Below are 19,049 nucleotides of genomic sequence, written 5' to 3' on the forward strand. Positions count from 1 at the left end.
TGACTGATTGCAACCTCTTTAAAAAAATGCTAAAGCAGAATAACTTCTTTAGTAAAAGCGTGCAATTTAGTTTCCTCATTAAACATTAAACTAAAATATGGCATATTTTTTTACATCAGAATCTGTAAGTGAAGGGCATCCTGATAAAATTGCAGATCAAATTTCAGACGCATTAATTGACAACTTTTTAGCTTTTGACGAAAATTCAAAGGTAGCTTGTGAAACTTTGGTAACCACAGGTCAGGTTATTTTGGCAGGCGAAGTAAAATCGAACACTTATTTAGATGTGCAGCAAATTGCTCGCGATGTGATCAAAAAAATTGGTTACACCAAAAGCGAATATATGTTTGATGCTAATTCATGTGGTATTCTATCGGCAATTCATGAGCAATCTGCAGATATCAACCAAGGTGTTGACAAAGCAAACAAAGAAGATCAAGGTGCAGGCGATCAAGGTATTATGTTTGGTTATGCTACAACAGAAACCGAAGATTACATGCCTTTGGCTTTAGATTTATCTCACAAATTATTGCAAGAATTGGCAGAATTACGCAGAGAAAATAACGAAATCACCTATTTGCGTCCTGATGCAAAATCACAGGTTACGTTGGAATATGACGATGATAACAAACCTAAACGTGTTGTAACAATCGTTTTATCAACACAACACGACGATTTTGTAAAGCCTGAAAATGATTCTGTAGATGCTAAAAACAAAGCAGAAAAAACAATGCAGGATCAAATTAAAAAAGACATCGTTGCAATTTTAATTCCTCGTTTATTAAAGAAATATCCGCAATACCAACCTTATTTTAAAGAGGAAATAACCTATCACGTAAACCCAACAGGTGTGTTTATTATTGGCGGACCTCATGGCGATACAGGTTTAACCGGAAGAAAAATTATTGTTGATACATACGGCGGTAAAGGTGCACACGGTGGTGGAGCTTTTTCCGGAAAAGATCCTAGTAAAGTTGATAGATCTGCGGCTTATGCGGCAAGACACATTGCCAAGAATTTAGTTGCAGCAGGTGTTGCAGACGAATTGTTGGTTCAGGTTTCTTACGCTATCGGAATTGCAGAGCCAATGGGCGTTTTCGTGAATACTTATGGAACAGCTAAAGTAAATTTAACCGACGGAGAAATTGCAGATAAATTACAGCAATTGTTCGATTTACGTCCGTATCATATCGAACAAACGTTGAAATTAAGAAAGCCAATTTACAGTGAAACCGCTGCTTACGGACACATGGGACGTAAAAATGAGGTTGTTACTAAAACTTTCAGAAATCCGAACGGAGAACAAAAAACTATTGAAGTAGAATTATTTACATGGGAAAAATTAGATAAAATAGATGATGTTAAACAAGCATTTAATTTATAGTTTTTATCAGATAAATTTTTAACGAAAGCCGCTTTTAAAAAAATATTAAAAGCGGCTTTTTATTTCGATCGATTTATAAAATATTTCGTTTTTTTTAAATACTTTAGTTGTATAAGTTGTACAAAGAAAAATTTATGATTGACAAAGTTATTGTTGGTAGCGAAGAATGGTGCGCACTGCCAGAATTAAAGGTTCCGGCGGTAAAGGTTCGTGTTGATTCTGGTGCAAAAACGTCGGCACTACACGCAGAACAAATTACTCCTTTCGATAAAAACGGCGAAACATGGGTGCGTTTTATAATACATCCTATCCAAAGAAACGTAAAAAGTATTATTTCGTGCGAAGCAAAGGTAATTGACAAACGCATTGTAAAAAGCAGTACCGGTACGCGCGAAAGCCGATATGTTATTAATACCGAAATATCTTTGGGCGAAAAATCGTGGGTTATTGAATTAACGTTGACTAATCGCGATTCAATGGGTTTTAGAATGCTTTTAGGTAGAGAAGCCATGACCGGAAAAATTATTGTTGATCCAGACGAACGTTTTAAATTCGGAATTGTAACTCCTGAAAAGATCAAAGAATACTACAATGCCAACAGCAACGAAAAACATGGTTTGCGAATTGGCGTTTTAGCAAGTAATCCCGAGCTGTATTCCAACAAACGTATTATGGAAGCCGGTGAACTGCGCGGCCACGAAATGCACTTTTTAAACATAAAGCATTGTTATATGAAATTAGATGCGCATCAGCCCGAAATTCATTATCGTGGTGGACGCATTTTAAACGATTTCGATGCGATCATTCCAAGGATTCGTCCAAGCATGACATATTACGGCTGTTCGATCATTCGCCATTTTGAATCATTAAAAGTTTACAGCTTAAACAACGCAACATCTATCACACAATCGCGCGATAAACTATATTCACTACAAATGCTTTTAAACTACGGCGTTGAAATTCCTACAACAGGTTTTGCAAATTCGCCTTTAGATACAAACGATTTAATAAATATGGTTGGTGGATCGCCCTTGATAGTTAAGTTGTTAGAAGGAACACAAGGTAAAGGTGTGGTTTTGGCAGAAACAAAGAAGGCTGCCGAATCTGTTATCAATGCCTTTAAAAGTGTTGGAGCAAATATTTTAGTGCAGGAATTTATTAAAGAAGCCAACGGAAAAGATTTACGTTTGTTTGTGGTTGACGGAAAAGTGGTTGCAGCAATGCAACGCGAGGCTTTACCGGGCGAATTTAGAGCAAATATTCATCTGGGCGGAAAAGCATCAATAGTGAAAGTGACAGCCGAAGAGAAAAAAATTGCCATTAAAGCAGCAAAAGCAATGAATTTAAAAGTTGCTGGTGTAGACATAATACGCTCAGCCAAAGGACCTTTGCTGTTAGAAGTAAATTCTTCTCCCGGATTAGAAGGAATTGAAGGTGCAACTGGCAAGGATATTGCAGGGGAAATGATAAAAGCCATAGAAAAGAGTTTTAAATGGCTTAACCTTTAATCTAAATTTTTAAAAACATGAAAAAGATTGTTTATTTATTTACACTTGTATTAGTAACATTTTCAGCAATGGCACAAAACAACAACAACAGTATTACACCGCAGGTTAACGTGAACGGCGAAGGTTCGGTAAAAATCAAACCAGATTATGCCGTAATAACAATGGGTGCAGAAATTAAAGATCTTGATTCGGCAAAGGCAAAAAAACAGAACGATGAAATTATTGCTAAAATGATTCAGGTAATCAAAAAAAGTAATGTTGCAGAAAAAGATTATCAAACACAACGTGTAAATCTTTACAAAACAAGAGAATATCAAGAGAAAAAAGATTATTTCGTAGCAAGTCAAACGATCACTATTACGTTGAGAAGTTTAGATAATTACGAAAAATTAATGGCTGATTTAATGGCAGCTGGTGCAAACACTATTAACGGTGTTGAATTTAAATCGACCCAAACTGAAAAAGTAGCAACAGAAATTAGAGCAAAAGCAGTTCTTAACGCAAAGAAAAAAGCTGAAGATTATGCAAGTGCTCTAAACCAAACAATCGGGAAAGCATTAATCATCAGCGATCAGTCTATGGTTAACAATCCTCGCGTTTATATGATGAAAACAGCAATGGCTGACGAATCTGCAGGAATGGATCAAACATTGGCAGTTGGCGAAATTGAAATTACAACAAACGTAAACGTTGTTTTTGAACTAAAATAATTTATGAACCCATCAAAAGAGCTATGGATTACTAAATTTTTTAAATTAAGTAATCCATCTTTTTTTATTAATCAAACCGAAGAAGAATTTTACGAAAACATTCGTAAAACAGGCTTTATATACGGTTTTACCACCAAATCAATTCAACCGGTTTTTAATTCGTTCGATCTAACGCACGAAGAATACGCGAAAATTGTTTTGTTAGAAGCTTTGTACGGAACTTTTGTTCAAACCAAAAATGAAACTGATTTTACGGAATTTACCAAACATGCCGAGGATTTCTACCGGAAAATGGGCGAAGCTAAAACAGAATCGTACTTTTCTTTTATAAAGTTCGAATCTAAAAAAGCCTATGCATCGCTTGAAAAAATCTTGAACGAACGCACTACCCGATCGTCAAATTATTTGGATAAAACGTTTTCGCATCATTTATCGAATTTTTTAATTTTTACCGATGTTCTTTGTTTTAAGCGTTATTTGCTGAACGAAACCGAAATTTTGAACTATTATAAGTATCTGGAACAAACTCTTTCGCATTTGGTTATGATTAGTTTCAACCAAAAACATAATGTTTCAAAATACGATGTGAAACTGCAGGAAGTTTTAAGCAGTTCGTTAAAATATGCTTCGTTAAAAAATTTCGACACAAAACTTTCAACTCTGGATCTGTGGAACATCAAAACATTTTACGGCAAAGCCTACATTTATGATATTGCCCTGATGGTTTTATGGAACGATGAAAAGATCGATCAAAAAGAGTTTAAATTTATTCTTCAACTTCAAAATTTATTAGGTTTACAAAAAGATTTTACCAAAAGATCTTTAAGCGATATGGTTTCATTTATTGAACATAACCGAAGCGAAATTCCATATTTTCAATTTACACATCCATTAAAAAAGCTGTATAAAAACACCAACAAAACGGTGGCTTTATTAATTAAACGAAACAAAAAAAGTTTAATTAAAGAACTGGAAAACAACAAATTATTAATGCAACTTATTGTAAAAGGAACATACAGTAACCTTACTGCAAAAGAAAAATTACAGTTAAAGAATCAGTTTATAGAATTAGGAAAAACGGTTCCTGCATTCACCATTTTCTTAATTCCAGGCGGTAGTTTGCTGCTTCCTATTTTAATAAAACTATTACCAGAATTGATTCCTAATTCGTTTAATGAGAATAAGTAATTATGAAGAAGTATTTTCGTTTATCTGCTATCATTCTTCCATTAACATTAGTTATTTACTTACTGCTTTTCAATAATTATTCTGTTTTCTATTTTTTAGAGAAACAATTTGAAGATCACGTATCTAATGCTGAAACTACATTAACAGACAATGATGCTCTTCATCCTAAATACGCTTATTTCAATAACGAAAAAATAATTGCACTGCGTTATAAAGATGGTTGGGAGTGTGGAAGAATATATAAACGTATTTATTTAAATAATGATAAGATAAAAAAGATAATCATTCGGAATTATAATGACGGTGGTGATAAATCTTGTGAATTATATGATACCATCTATATAATTAAACCTGACATCGAAAAAATCAAACTATATGTAAACTTTAAACCAGCAAAATCAATTATAAACAAGAAACTTATTGAAACAGAGATAACGGAAGCTACAAAATATATTAGGGAAGTAAATGGTTGGAAAATTCATTAACATATTTTCATAAATTTGTTTATCTGTAATCAAAACCAATCGGGTGCGTAAATTAGTAGTCCTTACTTTATTTTCATTGTTTTTTGCTGTATCGTGCAAAAAGCCAGCGAATGTTTACGACCATATTCAGATTCACAAGAAAATTACTGAAAGCAACTACAAATCTTTTACTTTAGATGAATTGTATTACTGTTTGCTGTACAATATTCAGTTTGCAGATGAGTTTGATAAGGCAAAAGACAAGGCAGTTTACTTCGAAAAATCGGCACTAAAATTAGCAGATTCAACAAATATTTATCGTTCAAATAATCTGCAGATTTTATTAAACTCGGATTTACCTACAACTGACGATCGATATCAACACCTTTTTAAATCAGTCAACTACTTTGAAAATCAATCGAGTTTGTATGATGCGTATTTATCGAATTATTTAATTTCAGAATACTACTTTAACTTACAATCGTTTCAAATTGCAGAAAATTATGCCTACAAAGCACTTGAAAATCTAGGTACTAATAATAAAGAATATGCATTTGAAAAAGCATCGGTTTTTATTTTAATTAGTAACGTTCATTACAAGCAAAAAAAATACGAAGCCGCTTTTAAAATATTACACAGTTACGAAACATTGTCTGACAATTTCAACAAAAAACTGTTTTCACGAGAAAAGATCAATTCATTAAAAAGCATCTACATAAATAATTACGCCATTTCGGGAAATAAAACCGGTCAAATTTCTTTAAAGCAAACCATAAAAGATTTAGAATCGGCTTTTGATTTGGCATCTACAACAAACAGCGATAAAAGCAAAAAAAATAAAATTATAACCCTTCATAATCTTATCCAATACAAGATAGAATCAGCAAATTTAGACAGTTTAGATGCCTATATAAAAACGTTCGAAGAAAACAAATCGTATGTTTTAAGCGTTCCGTTACTTCAAGAAAATTATGCGGTTTTAGGTGATTATCTTTTAAAAATTAAGAAGGATATCGTTGCAGCAAAAAAATTTCAGAAAGAACTTTTAGCAGAAAATGATTTAAAATTTCAGAATCTTTTTTTAGAAAAGCGTATTTTAGAACAAATCATGCAACATACCGATTCTACGTCGGCTGAACTGAATAATCATTATTTAAATGTTGTTGGTCAAATTCAAAATGATAACGACAAAAAGGTAAATATCAATCAAAAAGTGGTTTACGACAATCATGAATTAGTTCGTAAAAATGAAAAACTTAAACGAGAAATATTCTTTGTTGTAGCAATTATTTTGGGTATTTCTATTATATCGATATTGGTAATTTTCAGCATTATTCAAAAAATCAACCTAAAAAAAATACAGCTTCGCAACGATTATATCGAACAGGATACCAAAGCGCTTGAAGTAACGCTTACCTATAAAAACAATATTGAAAACAAGCTGAATAACAATAAAAAGCAGATTTTTATGGAACTGCACGACAATATTGTAAACAAACTGTTTTCTACACGATTTTTACTTCATAAAGATTTTATCAAACCGAACAGTTTAGAAATTGCTAAAAACACAGTTTTGGAAGTTAAGCAAAGTCTTATTGAAATTTGCGACAATTATAACGAAATAAACAGTTTGTTTGAGAAAGATTCTTTTCACCACATGTTGATTGAACTTATTGAAAACCAGCCAAACAACCTAATTACGTTTGATTACGATTTTGATCTTTCTATTGAATGGTTTAAAACACACCCAAGAATTCGCTTTCACCTTTACCGTGTTTTACAGGAATTGTTACAAAACATACACAAACATTCATCGGCTACACATGCTAAAATAAAGTTATATCAAGAACAATCGAACATAAAATTGATTGTTATTGATAACGGCAAAGGATTCGTTAAAACTGCTCAAAAAGGTATCGGAATTAGTAACATTCACAACCGATTGAAAGAAATCGATGGAACATTGACCATTGAATCAACCAAAGGAACAACATTTATCATTACTGTTAAATTATAGTTTATGCGTTTAATTATAAGCAACACTTTTCTAATTCTTACGGTTTGCCTGCTTACGGCTTGTCGTAAAGAAAAAGTGTATAATTCCGCCAACTATAAAATTGACAGTATTACCATGCGGAAAAATTATAACAGCGAATATGAAGTCAATCCGCATAATTTACATAAGGTTCATGCTTTCTATATGCAGGAAACCGACAGTGTTCTTTTAGGCATAAACCATCAGTTGTATAGCAATTATTTGGCAAAGAATAATAAGTTTGATAGTGCTTATTATTATTTAACGCGCGCAAATGATCATTTTAAAAATAACGACCGAAAAAGATTTTTTAATTCAATAAGAAAAATTTCCCTAACAAATCGTGTTAATTTATTGGCACATTCTAAAATTGAAATTGAAAAATTAAAAGATATTCCGCTTGAAAATGAAAAAGTAAAACAATTATATATCGATGTTTTTAGTCTGCCTATTTTGCAAGAGGAAGATCCTGCAAAATATGAAAAAGAAGTAAACTACCTGATGAATATCGATGGCGAGCTGGAAAATACCATTAGAAGAGGAACTTTGGTAGAAAATTATCTAACGGGCGAATTAAACAAGTATCTGATAAGAAAATCGAATTATGATAAAATCATTAAACGTTCTACAAAAAGAATCAATGAACTTTTAAAAGAAAATCGTACCAGTGAAGATCTGTTTTTTACGAGTTTATTCTACACGATTTATGCAAAAATATATCTGCATGATGCCAGTATTCACAATGATTTGAATTTATACCAGTCACACTTAAAAACAGTTCCTACAAAAGAATCCGAAGCACTTTATTACTATCTTAAGGCAAAATATTATCAGTCGATTTCAGTTCCCGATTCGGTTTCATCGAACTTTAAAAAAGCCTTAAACATAAGTAGAGAAACCAATAATTTTATTTACGAACATCAGATTTTACAGCAGTTAATTGCTACAAACACGCTTAATACAAAAGAGTATACCAACGATTACATAAAAATTAACGATTCGCTGCTTACCTACAAAAATTATGTACACGATTTTATTTTCGAAACAAATTCAAACACTTTAAAATTAAAAACCGAACAGCAGTTAATTCAAAAACAAAATTTAAATGTTACGGCTTTCACGTTTATACTGCTTTTTTCGGTAGTGCTTTACTATTTCATCTACCGGAACGTAAAAACCAGACAACTGGCAAGAAAACACCGCGAATATCTGAACGAGAAAACACAGATGTACAAGTATCTTATTGATATTAAAGAGCAGATGGATGCATCGATTTTAAAAGAAAACAACAATACCAAACAGCTTATTGATCAAAATGCCATTCTAAAAATTAACGATTTACTTCAATTTTTTGACAGCAACGAAACAGATTTGGACTTACTTCAGGATAAAATCAAAGAAATTGAGGATGAATCGCGCAGTATTTCGCACATTATTTCTACTACAAATTACAAAACGGTAGATCTTTCTTACATTATCAACGAAATTAAAAAACAGTACGCATCTTTCATTAAAATTGAAACATTTACAGATAACACCATTATTTTAAGCGATTTAGAGTTTAAAACGTTGTTGCGCATTATGCTGTTTACCTATAAATTTATCGACAAAATAAAATATAAGGAAAACAGCATCTGTTTTATATCAATCTATAAAACAAAAAAGAAAAACATCTACAAAATCTGGATCAACAGATCACTATCTTTAAACGAAGAACTTATTACATTTTTAAACGACAGATCGATTCAATTTGAATTGATTAAAGAAAACCAGGAAACAACCCTTTTGATAAATATCAGTTAGTTTTCAATTTGATGAAGCATGCTTTCAAGATTTATTTCGATTTGATCACTAAACCACAAATGTCCGTTTTTTACATATAAGTTAGTTTCAAAATTATTTGTAAACAAACCTCCTGTTCCCAAACCTTGCGGCATATTATTTTCTAAAGTAAACGTCCATTGTGCAATTGCATTTAATCCAATGTTACTTTCTAAAGCTGAAGTTACCCACCAACCAATGCCTAATTTCTCGGCAATATCGATCCATTCTTGTGATCCTTTAAAGCCACCGACTAAACTTGGTTTTAAAATTATGTATTGAGGCTTAATTTTAAGCAATAGATTTTCTTTATCCTGTATATTTACAACACCAATAAGTTCTTCATCTAATGCAATAGGAATTGACGTTGATTTACACAACTCTGCCATACTGTCATATTGATTTTGTTTAACAGGCTGTTCAATACTATGTATTTTATATTCAGATAATTGATTAATTTTATTTAAAGCATCACTATAATTAAACCCTCCATTAGCATCAACCCTAATTTCAATCATTTCAGGCGAAAAATCGTTTCTAATACTGGCAATTAAATTCAATTCTTCTTCAAAATCAATAGCACCAATTTTAATTTTAATACAGTTAAATCCGTTTGAAATCTTATCTGTAATTTGCTGTTTCATAAATTCGGGTGAACCCATCCAAGCCAGACCGTTAATCGGTATTGCTTTTGTACATTCTGTAAATCTTGAAGGAAAGAGCACAAACGGATTATTACTTTGTAACGACAAAAAAGCTTGTTCAAGCCCAAATTGGATTGATGGCCATTCTCTTAATTCATTCCACAGAACATCAACCCCTAAATCAACATGATCACACACCCATTGTAATTTGTCTGAATAATCCAATCGATTATCATAACTCAATCCTCTAAACAAACCACACTCGCCTATTCCAATTTTGCCATTATCTTCAATTATCAGAAAATAAGTTTCCTTGGTATTCATAATACCTCTTGATGTTCCGGATGCCTGCTTAAAGTTTAATATGTATTTTTTAAATGTTGCTTTCATTGAAATTGTTTTAAAAGTATTCAAAAAAATACCCTGAAAATTTCAGGGTTTAGTTTAGATTTCCATTGAATCACCAACAGGTAATAAAATCAGTTCTTTATGTTTATTGGCAAATTTCTGTTTTGCTACTTCATGATCGATTTTTATGTATCCGAATGTATCGTAATGATATCCTAAAACAGTAGTAACTTCTAAAAATTCGGCTGCAATAGTAGCATCATCAACATCCATCGTGAAATTATCACCAATTGGCAAAATCGCCAAATCTAAAGGATTTCGCATAGAAATTAACTTCATATCATACGTTAACGCAGTATCGCCAGCAATGTAAACATTATTATTATCTGCTTCAATTACAAAACCACCGGGTTGTCCGCCATAAGTTCCGTCGGGAAAACTACTTGAATGAATCGCATTTACATACTTTATCTTTCCAAAATTAAACTGACAAGATCCGCCGTGATTCATTGGATGCGTTTTAAATCCTTTTGCTTCATAATATCCCGCAATTTCTGCGTTCGATACAATAGTTGCACTCGTGTTTTTTGCAATGGTTTCAACATCTAAAATATGATCGCCATGTGCATGTGTAATTAAGATATAATCGGCTTTTAAAGAATTTACATCGATATGTTTTGCCAGTTCGTTAGCCGAAATAAAAGGATCTACAATGATGTTTGTTCCGTTTACTTCGATTCCTAATGACGCATGTCCGTAATAAGTTATTTTCATAGTTTTAATTTAAAATTATAGCAATTGAGAATAATAAAGATATAAAAAATGTGGTTAAAGCAATGCGTTTTAACTCAGGATCTAAATCACGCGGGTTTATCGTTTTTGCTACAACCACGATATTCTTAAACAGCGGAATCAACGCCAAAACGTACGCAAACTGATACCATTTTGTAAAATTTCCAATAGCATACGTATTGAACAAGATGATTGATGCAATGATCAGAAAAAAGTGATACGTTTTTGCTTTTTGATACCCCATTTTTACCACCAAGGTATTTTTATTCATGGCAGCATCGTTTTCAATATCGCGCATGTTGTTCATATTCAGTACAGCTGTGCTTAAAAGACCTACCGCAAATGCAGGAAAAAACACTTTTAAATCTAACGAATGCGTGTATAAATAATAACTGCCCAAAGTGCTTACCAAACCAAAAAACACAAAAACAAAAACATCGCCCAAGCCACGGTATCCGTAAGCCGATGAACCAACCGTGTATTTAATTGCCGCACTAATACAGGCAACTGCCAACACAAGATAAATAACCGCCTGAATAAAATTTTCTTTTCCAAACGAAAAATAAACAACTGCAACCGAAGAAATCATTCCTAAAATAGATGTGATAATGATTGCCTTTTTCATTGCTGCTTTGGTAATTTCACCGCTTTGAATGGCACGTTGTGGTCCTACCCTGTTTTCGTTATCGGTTCCTTTAACAGCATCGCCATAATCGTTTGCGTAATTAGAAAGCACCTGAAAAAACAAGGTTGTAAGTAAACACAAGCCGAAAATAAGCCAGAATTTTGAGTGTGACGGAACTGCCTGATACGCACAAGCACTACCTAAAATAATGCCCGAAACAGATAACGGCAAAGTGCGTAAACGCGCGGCTTTAATCCATTTTTTCATGCAGATGTGTATTTACAAATTGAGTTATTGTTGAAAAAACCAGTTCTTTTTGTTCTTTGTGAGCGGTATGCTTTGCATTGGTAACAATTAATTTTTCGACAATTCCAGATGATTTATCAAAGGCATTTACTTGATTCATAGATCCAAATTCATCAAATTCGCCTTGAATAACTAATGTAGGAACTGTGATTTTTGGAATAAAATGTTCAATATTCCAAGTTTGATGTTCATCTGAAAGCCAAGTTTTTGTCCAAGCGTAGTATAAATCGTAAACTTTATCGCCATGATATTTTTGTAATGCTTTAGCAATTTGAGTTGTTTCCAAAATATTTTCGGTTTCTACAATTCCTTTCAATGTTTCGGCTTCAATCAATACATGAACACCTTCAATAATCAGTAATTCCAGATCATTTGGAAACATTCCTGCAAAAATGGTAGCGACTGAAGCTCCGTCTGAAAATCCGAACAAAATTGGTTTTTCAACCTGCCAATAATTTAAAAGATCCTTTAAAATAGCAGCTTCCTGCTCTAAATAATCAATAGGTCTTTTAACGGTATAATTGTCTGATTTTCCGTAACCACGTCGATCATAAGCAATCACATTACAGTTTAATTTCTTTGCCAATTCTTCGGGCCATTCGCGCCATAAAACGGTACAACCTAACGAATCGTGCAATAAAACAATGGTATTTCGCGGGTTTTCTACTTCCCACTTTTTAAAATATATGTTCGATGTTTGTATAAAAACAGTTTGTTCGTGCGAACGTATTACATCCATGAATGTTTGTTTTTTTCTATTTTGTAAAGAATTTCGTTAACCATTCGCTGCAGCATATTAAAATCGTAATAATACAAGGTAATAATACCGGCAGCGGTGTACAAATTTAACGAACCTATTTGTCTTTTCTCTTGAAAATAACTTTGAGAAATGGAAACTTTTTGAATTTTATCGATTGGAAGATAAGTGGTAGTTATGTCCCAAATTCCGCTTTTAAGGATAACGAAATCATCTTTAAAAACCATTTTTTCGTTTTTGTATCCCATGTAAATCAGCAGACATCCCAAACTAAAAAAAGGTAAAATAATCCAACTAAAAAGTAAAGAATCGGTAAAATATAGTATAATTAAACTAATGATTGCAGGTATACAAAGTATCGCTATTTTAATTGCTAAAACACGAATATGAGGTTTGTATCCGTTCTTTAAATCGATTAAATTATTACTAAAAATAACATTAAACAACGTATTTAATTCCAAATGATTAACGCCCGGAATAATTAATCCTTTTTTCTTTTTATTATCTTCGTTTGATTCGACTTGTTTGATTTTAACTTCGAACAAATTCATCAGCTTTTGAAAGTAATTTTGCTGAAACTGAAACATCTGTACTTTATTTGCAGGAACCGAAATAATATGCGAATCTGTTAAGCCATAAGAAGCCGTAAGGTGCTTGTCTTTTAAATTAATCTGATAATTGTAATAGGTTAACAACGTTCTTGCCAAATTGAAAATAACTACTACAGCTATCAATCCAAAAAACAGGACAACACCAACCAAACCTAAATATTCATCGTACGATGCTTCAAAAATATCATCGTAAACAGACGCGTCATCTTTATAGAAAAAATCCTGCAATTGGTCAATTATCTGAAACGAAAAAGCAATCAACAAACCAAATGTCTGTAGGTAATTTCGAGTCAATCCGATTTTTATCAGACTGATCAAACTTATCTTGATTTTATCAGCAGATTGATCTTCAATAATCGCTTCATCATTTTCTTCTGATGAAATAGTTCTTGATTCAGGATTTATTTCAACCGAAGAAGTCAGCACGTCTTTCAATGCCAAAGCCTTTTGAAAATCAATTCCGTTGATTTCAATTTCGGTAGATGAGCTTCCGGCAGTATCAATATTCACCAGATAAAGTCCGATAATTTTATGTACAAACTTCTGGTTTAAGTTTACTTCGTGGATTTTATCGAGCTTTACAACTGTTGTAGATTTGTTTAACCAACCTTTTTTTATGATTAGTTCATCGTCAACAACCTGATACGAAAAGTAGAAGTAATTGATCAATTTTGTTACAAAAGTTGTCAGAATAATCACCCCAATAACTGCGAAAAAGTACCAGCTTTTAAATTCGCGCTTTACGAACATTAGGGCAATTATTGGCCATGCAGCACGAGCAACTGTGTACAATGTGGTTCCTAAAACTAAAAAAAGTGCTTTTTTGTCGAGTTTATTTGGAAGCGAAAAGTTATAACTGATTTTCTGACTCATCGTTTAACTCTTGAATACGGTTCATTAAAAAAAATTTCCATCTTTCGGCTTCTTCCAAAGTAAGTCCCGGAATAGAAATATCCGAGAAATTATTTGCTGCCGTGTACATTACCAACGTTGCCAAACCTAACTTTTTAGCATACCAACCTTGTTTTATCACAACATGCTGCAAACGAATGTAAGGCGAAATATGTGTTGTTTTAAAAATTAATCCTTTCTTAAAAAGTACATCGTGTTTGCGAAAAGCATATTTCTTTTTTTTGTAAGATATTAACGGCAACAAAGCCAATAAAGCACTAATTACAAGGATTGAAATAATTGCAAATAATTTTTCAATTTCATCAATCAAGAAGAATAATACAATGCAAATTCCAACACCTAATAGCAAAGTAATCAGCGAATTAAGCACCACTATTTTTTTATAATTATTATGTAAACCTGAAAACGTAATTTCCTGATATTGTGGAATTTCATCAAGTTCAACTAAAGTATTTTCGAACATAAGTTTTAAGTTATTTATAGAACATTAATTTCTTTAAAGTAATGATGGTAAAGTTAATAAAAATTAAGTGTATTCTATTTAAGATGGTTCATATTATAACATAAAAAAGGAGCTCAATATCACACTGAACTCCTTTAATTTTTAATCAGAAAAATATTATTTCTTTTTAATATACGTTGCGATTACTTTATTATCTGCATCAAATAATTGTAATTGATCTTTTTTAATCTGAATTGATTTTACACTGCCAAAAGGAACACTATAAATTAAATGTTTCATTTCTTCGCCACAATAACGCATGGTTGACATTCCTTTATCGAAACTTACTTTGTTATCAGCTACGTTAAATTCACCACCTTGTCCGTTACAGCCATCGCTTGCTCCGTAATTAGCATCTTGAAAAGATAAAACCAATTCCTTTTGCTCTTCGGTAGCAACAAAATCTCTGTTCTGAATATCCAAACGCTTTAACGACCACGATGTGTTATTAAGCGTTGTCTTGATTTTTTCTGAAGTAGCTTTTTTAGAATCGAACGAATTTTGTGAAACACACGACATAATTCCCAAATTAAAAATGGCTATTACTGCTATTGCTAAAAATTTTCTCATTTGATTTTTATTTCAAATATACTATTTTTTCTTCTTTAAACTGAAACCATAAGCTAAACGAAGCGCAATTTGATCGGTTTCGTACTCGCTATAATGTTCGTAGCGTACACTGGCATCTAAAAATTTATTGGCAAACCCGAAAACAGGAGCTAAAATTAAAGAATTATCGATATTTCCACTAACTCCAAATGCAGCACCAGCTTCCCCCATTACATAAAACTGATTTCCAAGGAAATATTTAAAACCTAATTTCGCAGGTACAAAACCTACTTCCTCTTGTTCAGCAAACATATGTGTATAACCCGATGTTAAGGTAATCGAGGTTTTTTTGGTAAAATCATACTGTGCACGAGCATCAATTCCAACACTTCCGTCATAAGCACCATCTGTAGGAAATCCACCATTCAAACCAAAACCTAATCTAAACCCTTTGTTGTATTCAGTTTGACTAAATGCTGCCGAACCTACAAATAAAGTTGCAACAGCGGTATAAAAAATCTTTTTCATAATTTATATCTTTTTTAGGAAGATCTATTCAACTGTTGTGCCATTCCTGATTTTATATAAATATCTTTGCAAAAAAATTTGATGGATCTTAAAAAATATACCCAAGAATTCGGTTATAATTTTAAACTGGCATATCCGATTATTCTAGCAATGCTAGGGCATACCGTGGTAGGAATTGTAGATAACATTATGGTTGGGAAAATTAGTGCTACAGAATTGGCTGCAGCATCGCTTGCCAACAGTTTTATATTCATAGCATTATCTGTCGGTGTAGGATTTTCCACAGCAATAACTCCATTGGTAGCTGCTTCAGACACTGAAAATGATACAGTTAAAGGTAGAAATATTTTTATAAACGGTGTATTTTTGTGTACGCTTTTAGGTTTGATATTGTTCGCATTGCTGTTCTTCTTAAAACCATTTATCGATTTAATGAATCAGCCTGCAGATGTTACACAAATGGCAAAACCGTTTTTAGACGTGGTGGCACTTTCGCTGATTCCGTTGGTTATTTATCAGGGATTTAAGCAGTTTGCCGACGGAAAATCGCAGACAAAATATTCTATGTACGCAACCATAATTGCAAATGCGGTGAACCTACTTTTTAATTATCTGTTAATTTATGGTGTGTGGATTTTCCCCGAAATGGGTATGATGGGCGCTGCTTACGGAACGTTGATTGCACGTATTGTAATGCTTATTTACTTTATTGTGGTGATGTATCGTTTGGATATTTTTAAACCTTATCTGGATAAATTATCGTTGAAAGAAATCAATCTAAAAACATCAAAATACATTGCAAGTATCGGTATTCCGTCGTCTATGCAGTCTTTGTTCGAAGTCGCTTTGTTTACAGGTGCTGTTTGGATTTCGGGAATGTTGGGAACCGAAGCACAGGCTGCTAATCAAATTGCGCTTTCAATGGCATCGATGACTTTTATGTTTGCATCGGGCTTAAGTGTTGCAGGAATGATACGTGTAGGAAACCAAAAAGGTTTAAAAGATTACGTTAAAATGGAAACCGTAGCAAAATCAATTATGTTAATGACTTTTATTCTATATTCAGGATTTGCATTGTTTTTTATGATTTTCCATAACTACATTCCATTGCTTTTTTTGAATAATAACGATCCGAATCAATTAATAATGAATCAGCAGGTAATAGAAATCGCAGGAAAACTATTGTTGATTGCAGCCATTTTTCAGATATCAGACGGAATTCAAGTAACAGCTTTGGGGGCTTTAAGAGGCTTGCAAGATGTAAATTTACCAATGGTTATCACCTTTATTTCTTATTGGGTAATCGGTTTTCCGTTGTGTATTTATCTGGCATTGTACACACCTTTAAAAGCCGAAGGCATCTGGTACGGATTATTGGGCGGTTTAACGGTAGCCGCAATTTTTTCGTATCTTCGCTTCAATTTCATGGCAAAAAAATACATTAACAATAACATTAAAATTTAAACAATGGATTTACCAAAATTTGTTTTAGCCGATAATACCGATTTTCCAGATAATTTATTTGTGATACATTTAGAATATCCACGTTTTATTATTGATTTAGAAACAGAAGATATTGAATTTTTAGAAGAATTAGACGAATCTGAAGAAGTAGAACTAAAAGAAGAAATGGATCGTTTAATTGACCTTGCTGGTGAATTTTACGAAAGAGAAATTACCCGATTCGCTGAAGAGGAATAAAAATAAAAACACTTGCTTAAACAAGTGTTTTTATTTTTTGCATACTTCCTGTTTGTTTTAAACGGTTGTGAAATTTAAAAGCTTCTTCTAAAATGTGTGGTGTTTGTCCGCCGGTTTGATTGCATGCTCGTTGAAAGTAATCTCGAATTTCTTCTTTAAAATCTGGGTGCACGCAGTTTTCAATAATCACTTCGGCGCGTTCTCGGGGAGCCAAACCTCTTAAATCTGCCAAACCTTGATCTGTTACTAAAATATCAACATCGTGTTCGGTATGATCGTGATGCGTAACCATAGGAACTACATGCGAAATATTGTTTTCTTTTGATGCCGACTGACAAACAAATATGCTTAAATAAGCATTTCGAGCAAAATCGCCTGATCCGCCAATTCCGTTCATCATTTTACTGCCCGAAATATGTGTTGAATTCACGTTGCCATAAATATCAAATTCAATCGCTGTATTAATCCCGATAATTCCTAAACGGCGGACAACTTCTGGAGCATTCGAAATATTTTGTGGACGCAAAATCAATTTATCTTTATAATCATCAAAATTCGTTATCAATCGATCATAACAACTTTCTGAAACAGTAATCGAAGATCCCGAAGCAAAATCAAGGTTTCCTGAATCGATCAATTCAAAAGTAGAATCCTGCAAAACTTCAGAATACATGGTTAAATTCTTGAAATTAGAATTTTTAAAGCCCATCAACACCGAATTCGCCACTTTACCAATTCCCGCTTGCAAAGGCAGTAAACTGTAAGTAAGTTTTCCTTTTTTAACTTCGTTTTCAAAAAAGTATAAAAGATGCTTTGATATCGCGGTTGTCTTCACATCTGGTTCGGCAATAACGGCAGGTTGATCGGTAATATCGGTATAAACTACGGCAATTACTTTTTCAGGATCGATCTCAATGAAAGGTTTTCCAATTCGGTCTGTTGGATTTTGGATATTGATTACCTCACGATCAGGATACGAATTTGGAACCGAACAATCATGTATTCCTTTAAAAGACAACGGAATTTTTGTGTTGATTTCTATAATGATCTTTTTAGCCTGCGCAGCAAAAAACGCCGAATTACCAATAGAAGTTGTAGGAATAATATTTCCGTTTTCATCGATCAAAGAAGCTTCGATAATAGCAACATCAACCGGAGCAATATGTCCGCAGATTAACTGTTCAACCGTTTCACTTAAATGCTGGTCGATGTATTTTAAACGGTAATCGTTAATTGATTTTCGCAAAGCCGGATCTGCCATAAAAGGCATTCTGCGTAACAAAGCGTTGTTTTCTGCCAAATCAGCGTCTGTTGTATAACCTAAAGATGCTCCGGTAATCAGTGTAATAGCAACATCTTCGGTTGCGGCGCGCTTTGCAAATGCAGGCAAAACAGATTTACTGTCGCCTGCCTTTGTAAAACCGCTTGCCCCTACTACATCGTTATTCTCAATCAACAAAACTGCTTTATCTGCAGCCATTACTTTATCGTTATAATGTGTATATAATATCCTGTCCATAATTAAAAAATTATTGTTGCATACAACTTACAAAGTTAGCGAATACACAAACAACAAAGCTTTAATCAATAAACATTTTAAAAACAGCGGTTATTTTTAAGGAATTAATTAAAATTTTAAGATATAATTTTTATTCACAAAATAA

General features: G+C 32.8%; 18 protein-coding genes. 9 read left to right on the forward strand and 9 right to left on the reverse strand.

Annotated elements, in window-relative coordinates; translation table 11 throughout:
* The first annotated feature begins 97 nt into the window (after positions 1-97).
* From metK to F0460_RS02975, 7 genes are all read left to right on the forward strand, one after another.
* Positions 98-1,384, forward strand: coding sequence for a methionine adenosyltransferase (metK, locus tag F0460_RS02945; protein WP_150010116.1), 1,287 nt, complete (start codon positions 98-100; stop codon positions 1,382-1,384).
* A 134-nt stretch (positions 1,385-1,518) separates the two neighbouring features.
* The gene (gene rimK, locus F0460_RS02950) at positions 1,519-2,892 is read left to right on the forward strand and encodes a 30S ribosomal protein S6--L-glutamate ligase (protein WP_150010118.1); all 1,374 of its coding nucleotides are present in this window, start codon (positions 1,519-1,521) and stop codon (positions 2,890-2,892) included.
* 17 nt (positions 2,893-2,909) lie between these two features.
* Positions 2,910-3,602 carry an SIMPL domain-containing protein gene (locus F0460_RS02955; protein WP_150010120.1) on the forward strand — a complete coding sequence of 231 codons (693 nt, stop codon included), beginning with the start codon at positions 2,910-2,912 and terminating at the stop codon, positions 3,600-3,602.
* A 3-nt stretch (positions 3,603-3,605) separates the two neighbouring features.
* On the forward strand, positions 3,606-4,790 hold the full coding sequence (locus F0460_RS02960; protein ID WP_150010122.1) for an LETM1-related biofilm-associated protein: 1,185 nt from the start codon (positions 3,606-3,608) through the stop codon (positions 4,788-4,790).
* A 2-nt stretch (positions 4,791-4,792) separates the two neighbouring features.
* Positions 4,793-5,275, forward strand: a complete 483-nt coding sequence (locus F0460_RS02965) for a hypothetical protein (protein ID WP_150010124.1) — start codon at positions 4,793-4,795, stop codon at positions 5,273-5,275.
* A gap of 43 nt (positions 5,276-5,318) precedes the next feature.
* A complete protein-coding gene (locus tag F0460_RS02970) occupies positions 5,319-7,271 on the forward strand; it encodes a sensor histidine kinase (RefSeq protein ID WP_150010126.1) in 1,953 nt (650 codons plus the stop codon).
* Between the two features lie 3 nt (positions 7,272-7,274).
* Positions 7,275-9,092: a hypothetical protein gene (locus F0460_RS02975; RefSeq protein WP_150010128.1), complete on the forward strand. Its 1,818-nt coding sequence runs from the start codon at positions 7,275-7,277 to the stop codon at positions 9,090-9,092.
* On the opposite strand, the gene F0460_RS02980 is transcribed toward F0460_RS02975, so the two are convergent.
* The 8 genes from F0460_RS02980 to F0460_RS03015 form a co-directional block, all read right to left on the reverse strand.
* On the reverse strand, positions 9,089-10,144 hold the full coding sequence (locus F0460_RS02980) for an o-succinylbenzoate synthase (RefSeq protein ID WP_150010130.1): 1,056 nt from the start codon (positions 10,142-10,144) through the stop codon (positions 9,089-9,091). The two genes, F0460_RS02975 and F0460_RS02980, sit on opposite strands and share 4 nt — an antisense overlap.
* A 54-nt stretch (positions 10,145-10,198) precedes the next feature.
* Positions 10,199-10,876, reverse strand: a complete 678-nt coding sequence (locus F0460_RS02985; protein WP_150010132.1) for a metal-dependent hydrolase — start codon at positions 10,874-10,876, stop codon at positions 10,199-10,201.
* Positions 10,877-10,880: 4 nt separating this feature from the next.
* Entirely contained in the window at positions 10,881-11,786 is a 906-nt protein-coding gene (locus F0460_RS02990) for a 1,4-dihydroxy-2-naphthoate polyprenyltransferase (RefSeq protein WP_150010133.1), read from the reverse strand.
* Entirely contained in the window at positions 11,770-12,564 is a 795-nt protein-coding gene (locus F0460_RS02995; RefSeq protein ID WP_150010135.1) for an alpha/beta fold hydrolase, read from the reverse strand. Before F0460_RS02995 ends, F0460_RS02990 begins: the two co-directional genes overlap by 17 nt.
* Positions 12,555-14,066 carry a PH domain-containing protein gene (locus F0460_RS03000; RefSeq protein WP_150010137.1) on the reverse strand — a complete coding sequence of 504 codons (1,512 nt, stop codon included), beginning with the start codon at positions 14,064-14,066 and terminating at the stop codon, positions 12,555-12,557. The genes F0460_RS02995 and F0460_RS03000 overlap by 10 nt, the downstream gene beginning before the upstream one ends.
* Entirely contained in the window at positions 14,044-14,568 is a 525-nt protein-coding gene (locus F0460_RS03005; RefSeq protein ID WP_150010138.1) for a PH domain-containing protein, read from the reverse strand. The genes F0460_RS03000 and F0460_RS03005 overlap by 23 nt, the downstream gene beginning before the upstream one ends.
* A 156-nt stretch (positions 14,569-14,724) precedes the next feature.
* Positions 14,725-15,177, reverse strand: a complete 453-nt coding sequence (locus F0460_RS03010) for an META domain-containing protein (RefSeq protein ID WP_150010140.1) — start codon at positions 15,175-15,177, stop codon at positions 14,725-14,727.
* A gap of 21 nt (positions 15,178-15,198) precedes the next feature.
* Positions 15,199-15,684 carry a hypothetical protein gene (locus tag F0460_RS03015; protein WP_150010142.1) on the reverse strand — a complete coding sequence of 162 codons (486 nt, stop codon included), beginning with the start codon at positions 15,682-15,684 and terminating at the stop codon, positions 15,199-15,201.
* Positions 15,685-15,765: 81 nt separating this feature from the next.
* On the opposite strand from F0460_RS03015, the gene F0460_RS03020 reads away from it, so the two are divergent.
* Together F0460_RS03020 and F0460_RS03025 are read left to right on the forward strand one after the other, a co-directional pair.
* Complete coding sequence (locus F0460_RS03020) at positions 15,766-17,148, forward strand: MATE family efflux transporter (RefSeq protein ID WP_150010144.1); 1,383 nt, start codon at positions 15,766-15,768, stop codon at positions 17,146-17,148.
* Positions 17,149-17,151: 3 nt separating this feature from the next.
* On the forward strand, positions 17,152-17,385 hold the full coding sequence (locus tag F0460_RS03025) for a hypothetical protein (RefSeq protein WP_124898520.1): 234 nt from the start codon (positions 17,152-17,154) through the stop codon (positions 17,383-17,385).
* Between the two features lie 16 nt (positions 17,386-17,401).
* Here the strand turns inward: F0460_RS03025 and F0460_RS03030 are convergent, their stop codons facing one another.
* Positions 17,402-18,904, reverse strand: coding sequence for a succinate CoA transferase (locus tag F0460_RS03030; RefSeq protein WP_150010146.1), 1,503 nt, complete (start codon positions 18,902-18,904; stop codon positions 17,402-17,404).
* Positions 18,905-19,049: the final 145 nt, after the last annotated feature.

Origin of the sequence: Paenimyroides baculatum, from assembly GCF_008629655.1 — a bacterium.
GTDB lineage: Bacteria > Bacteroidota > Bacteroidia > Flavobacteriales > Flavobacteriaceae > Flavobacterium > Flavobacterium baculatum.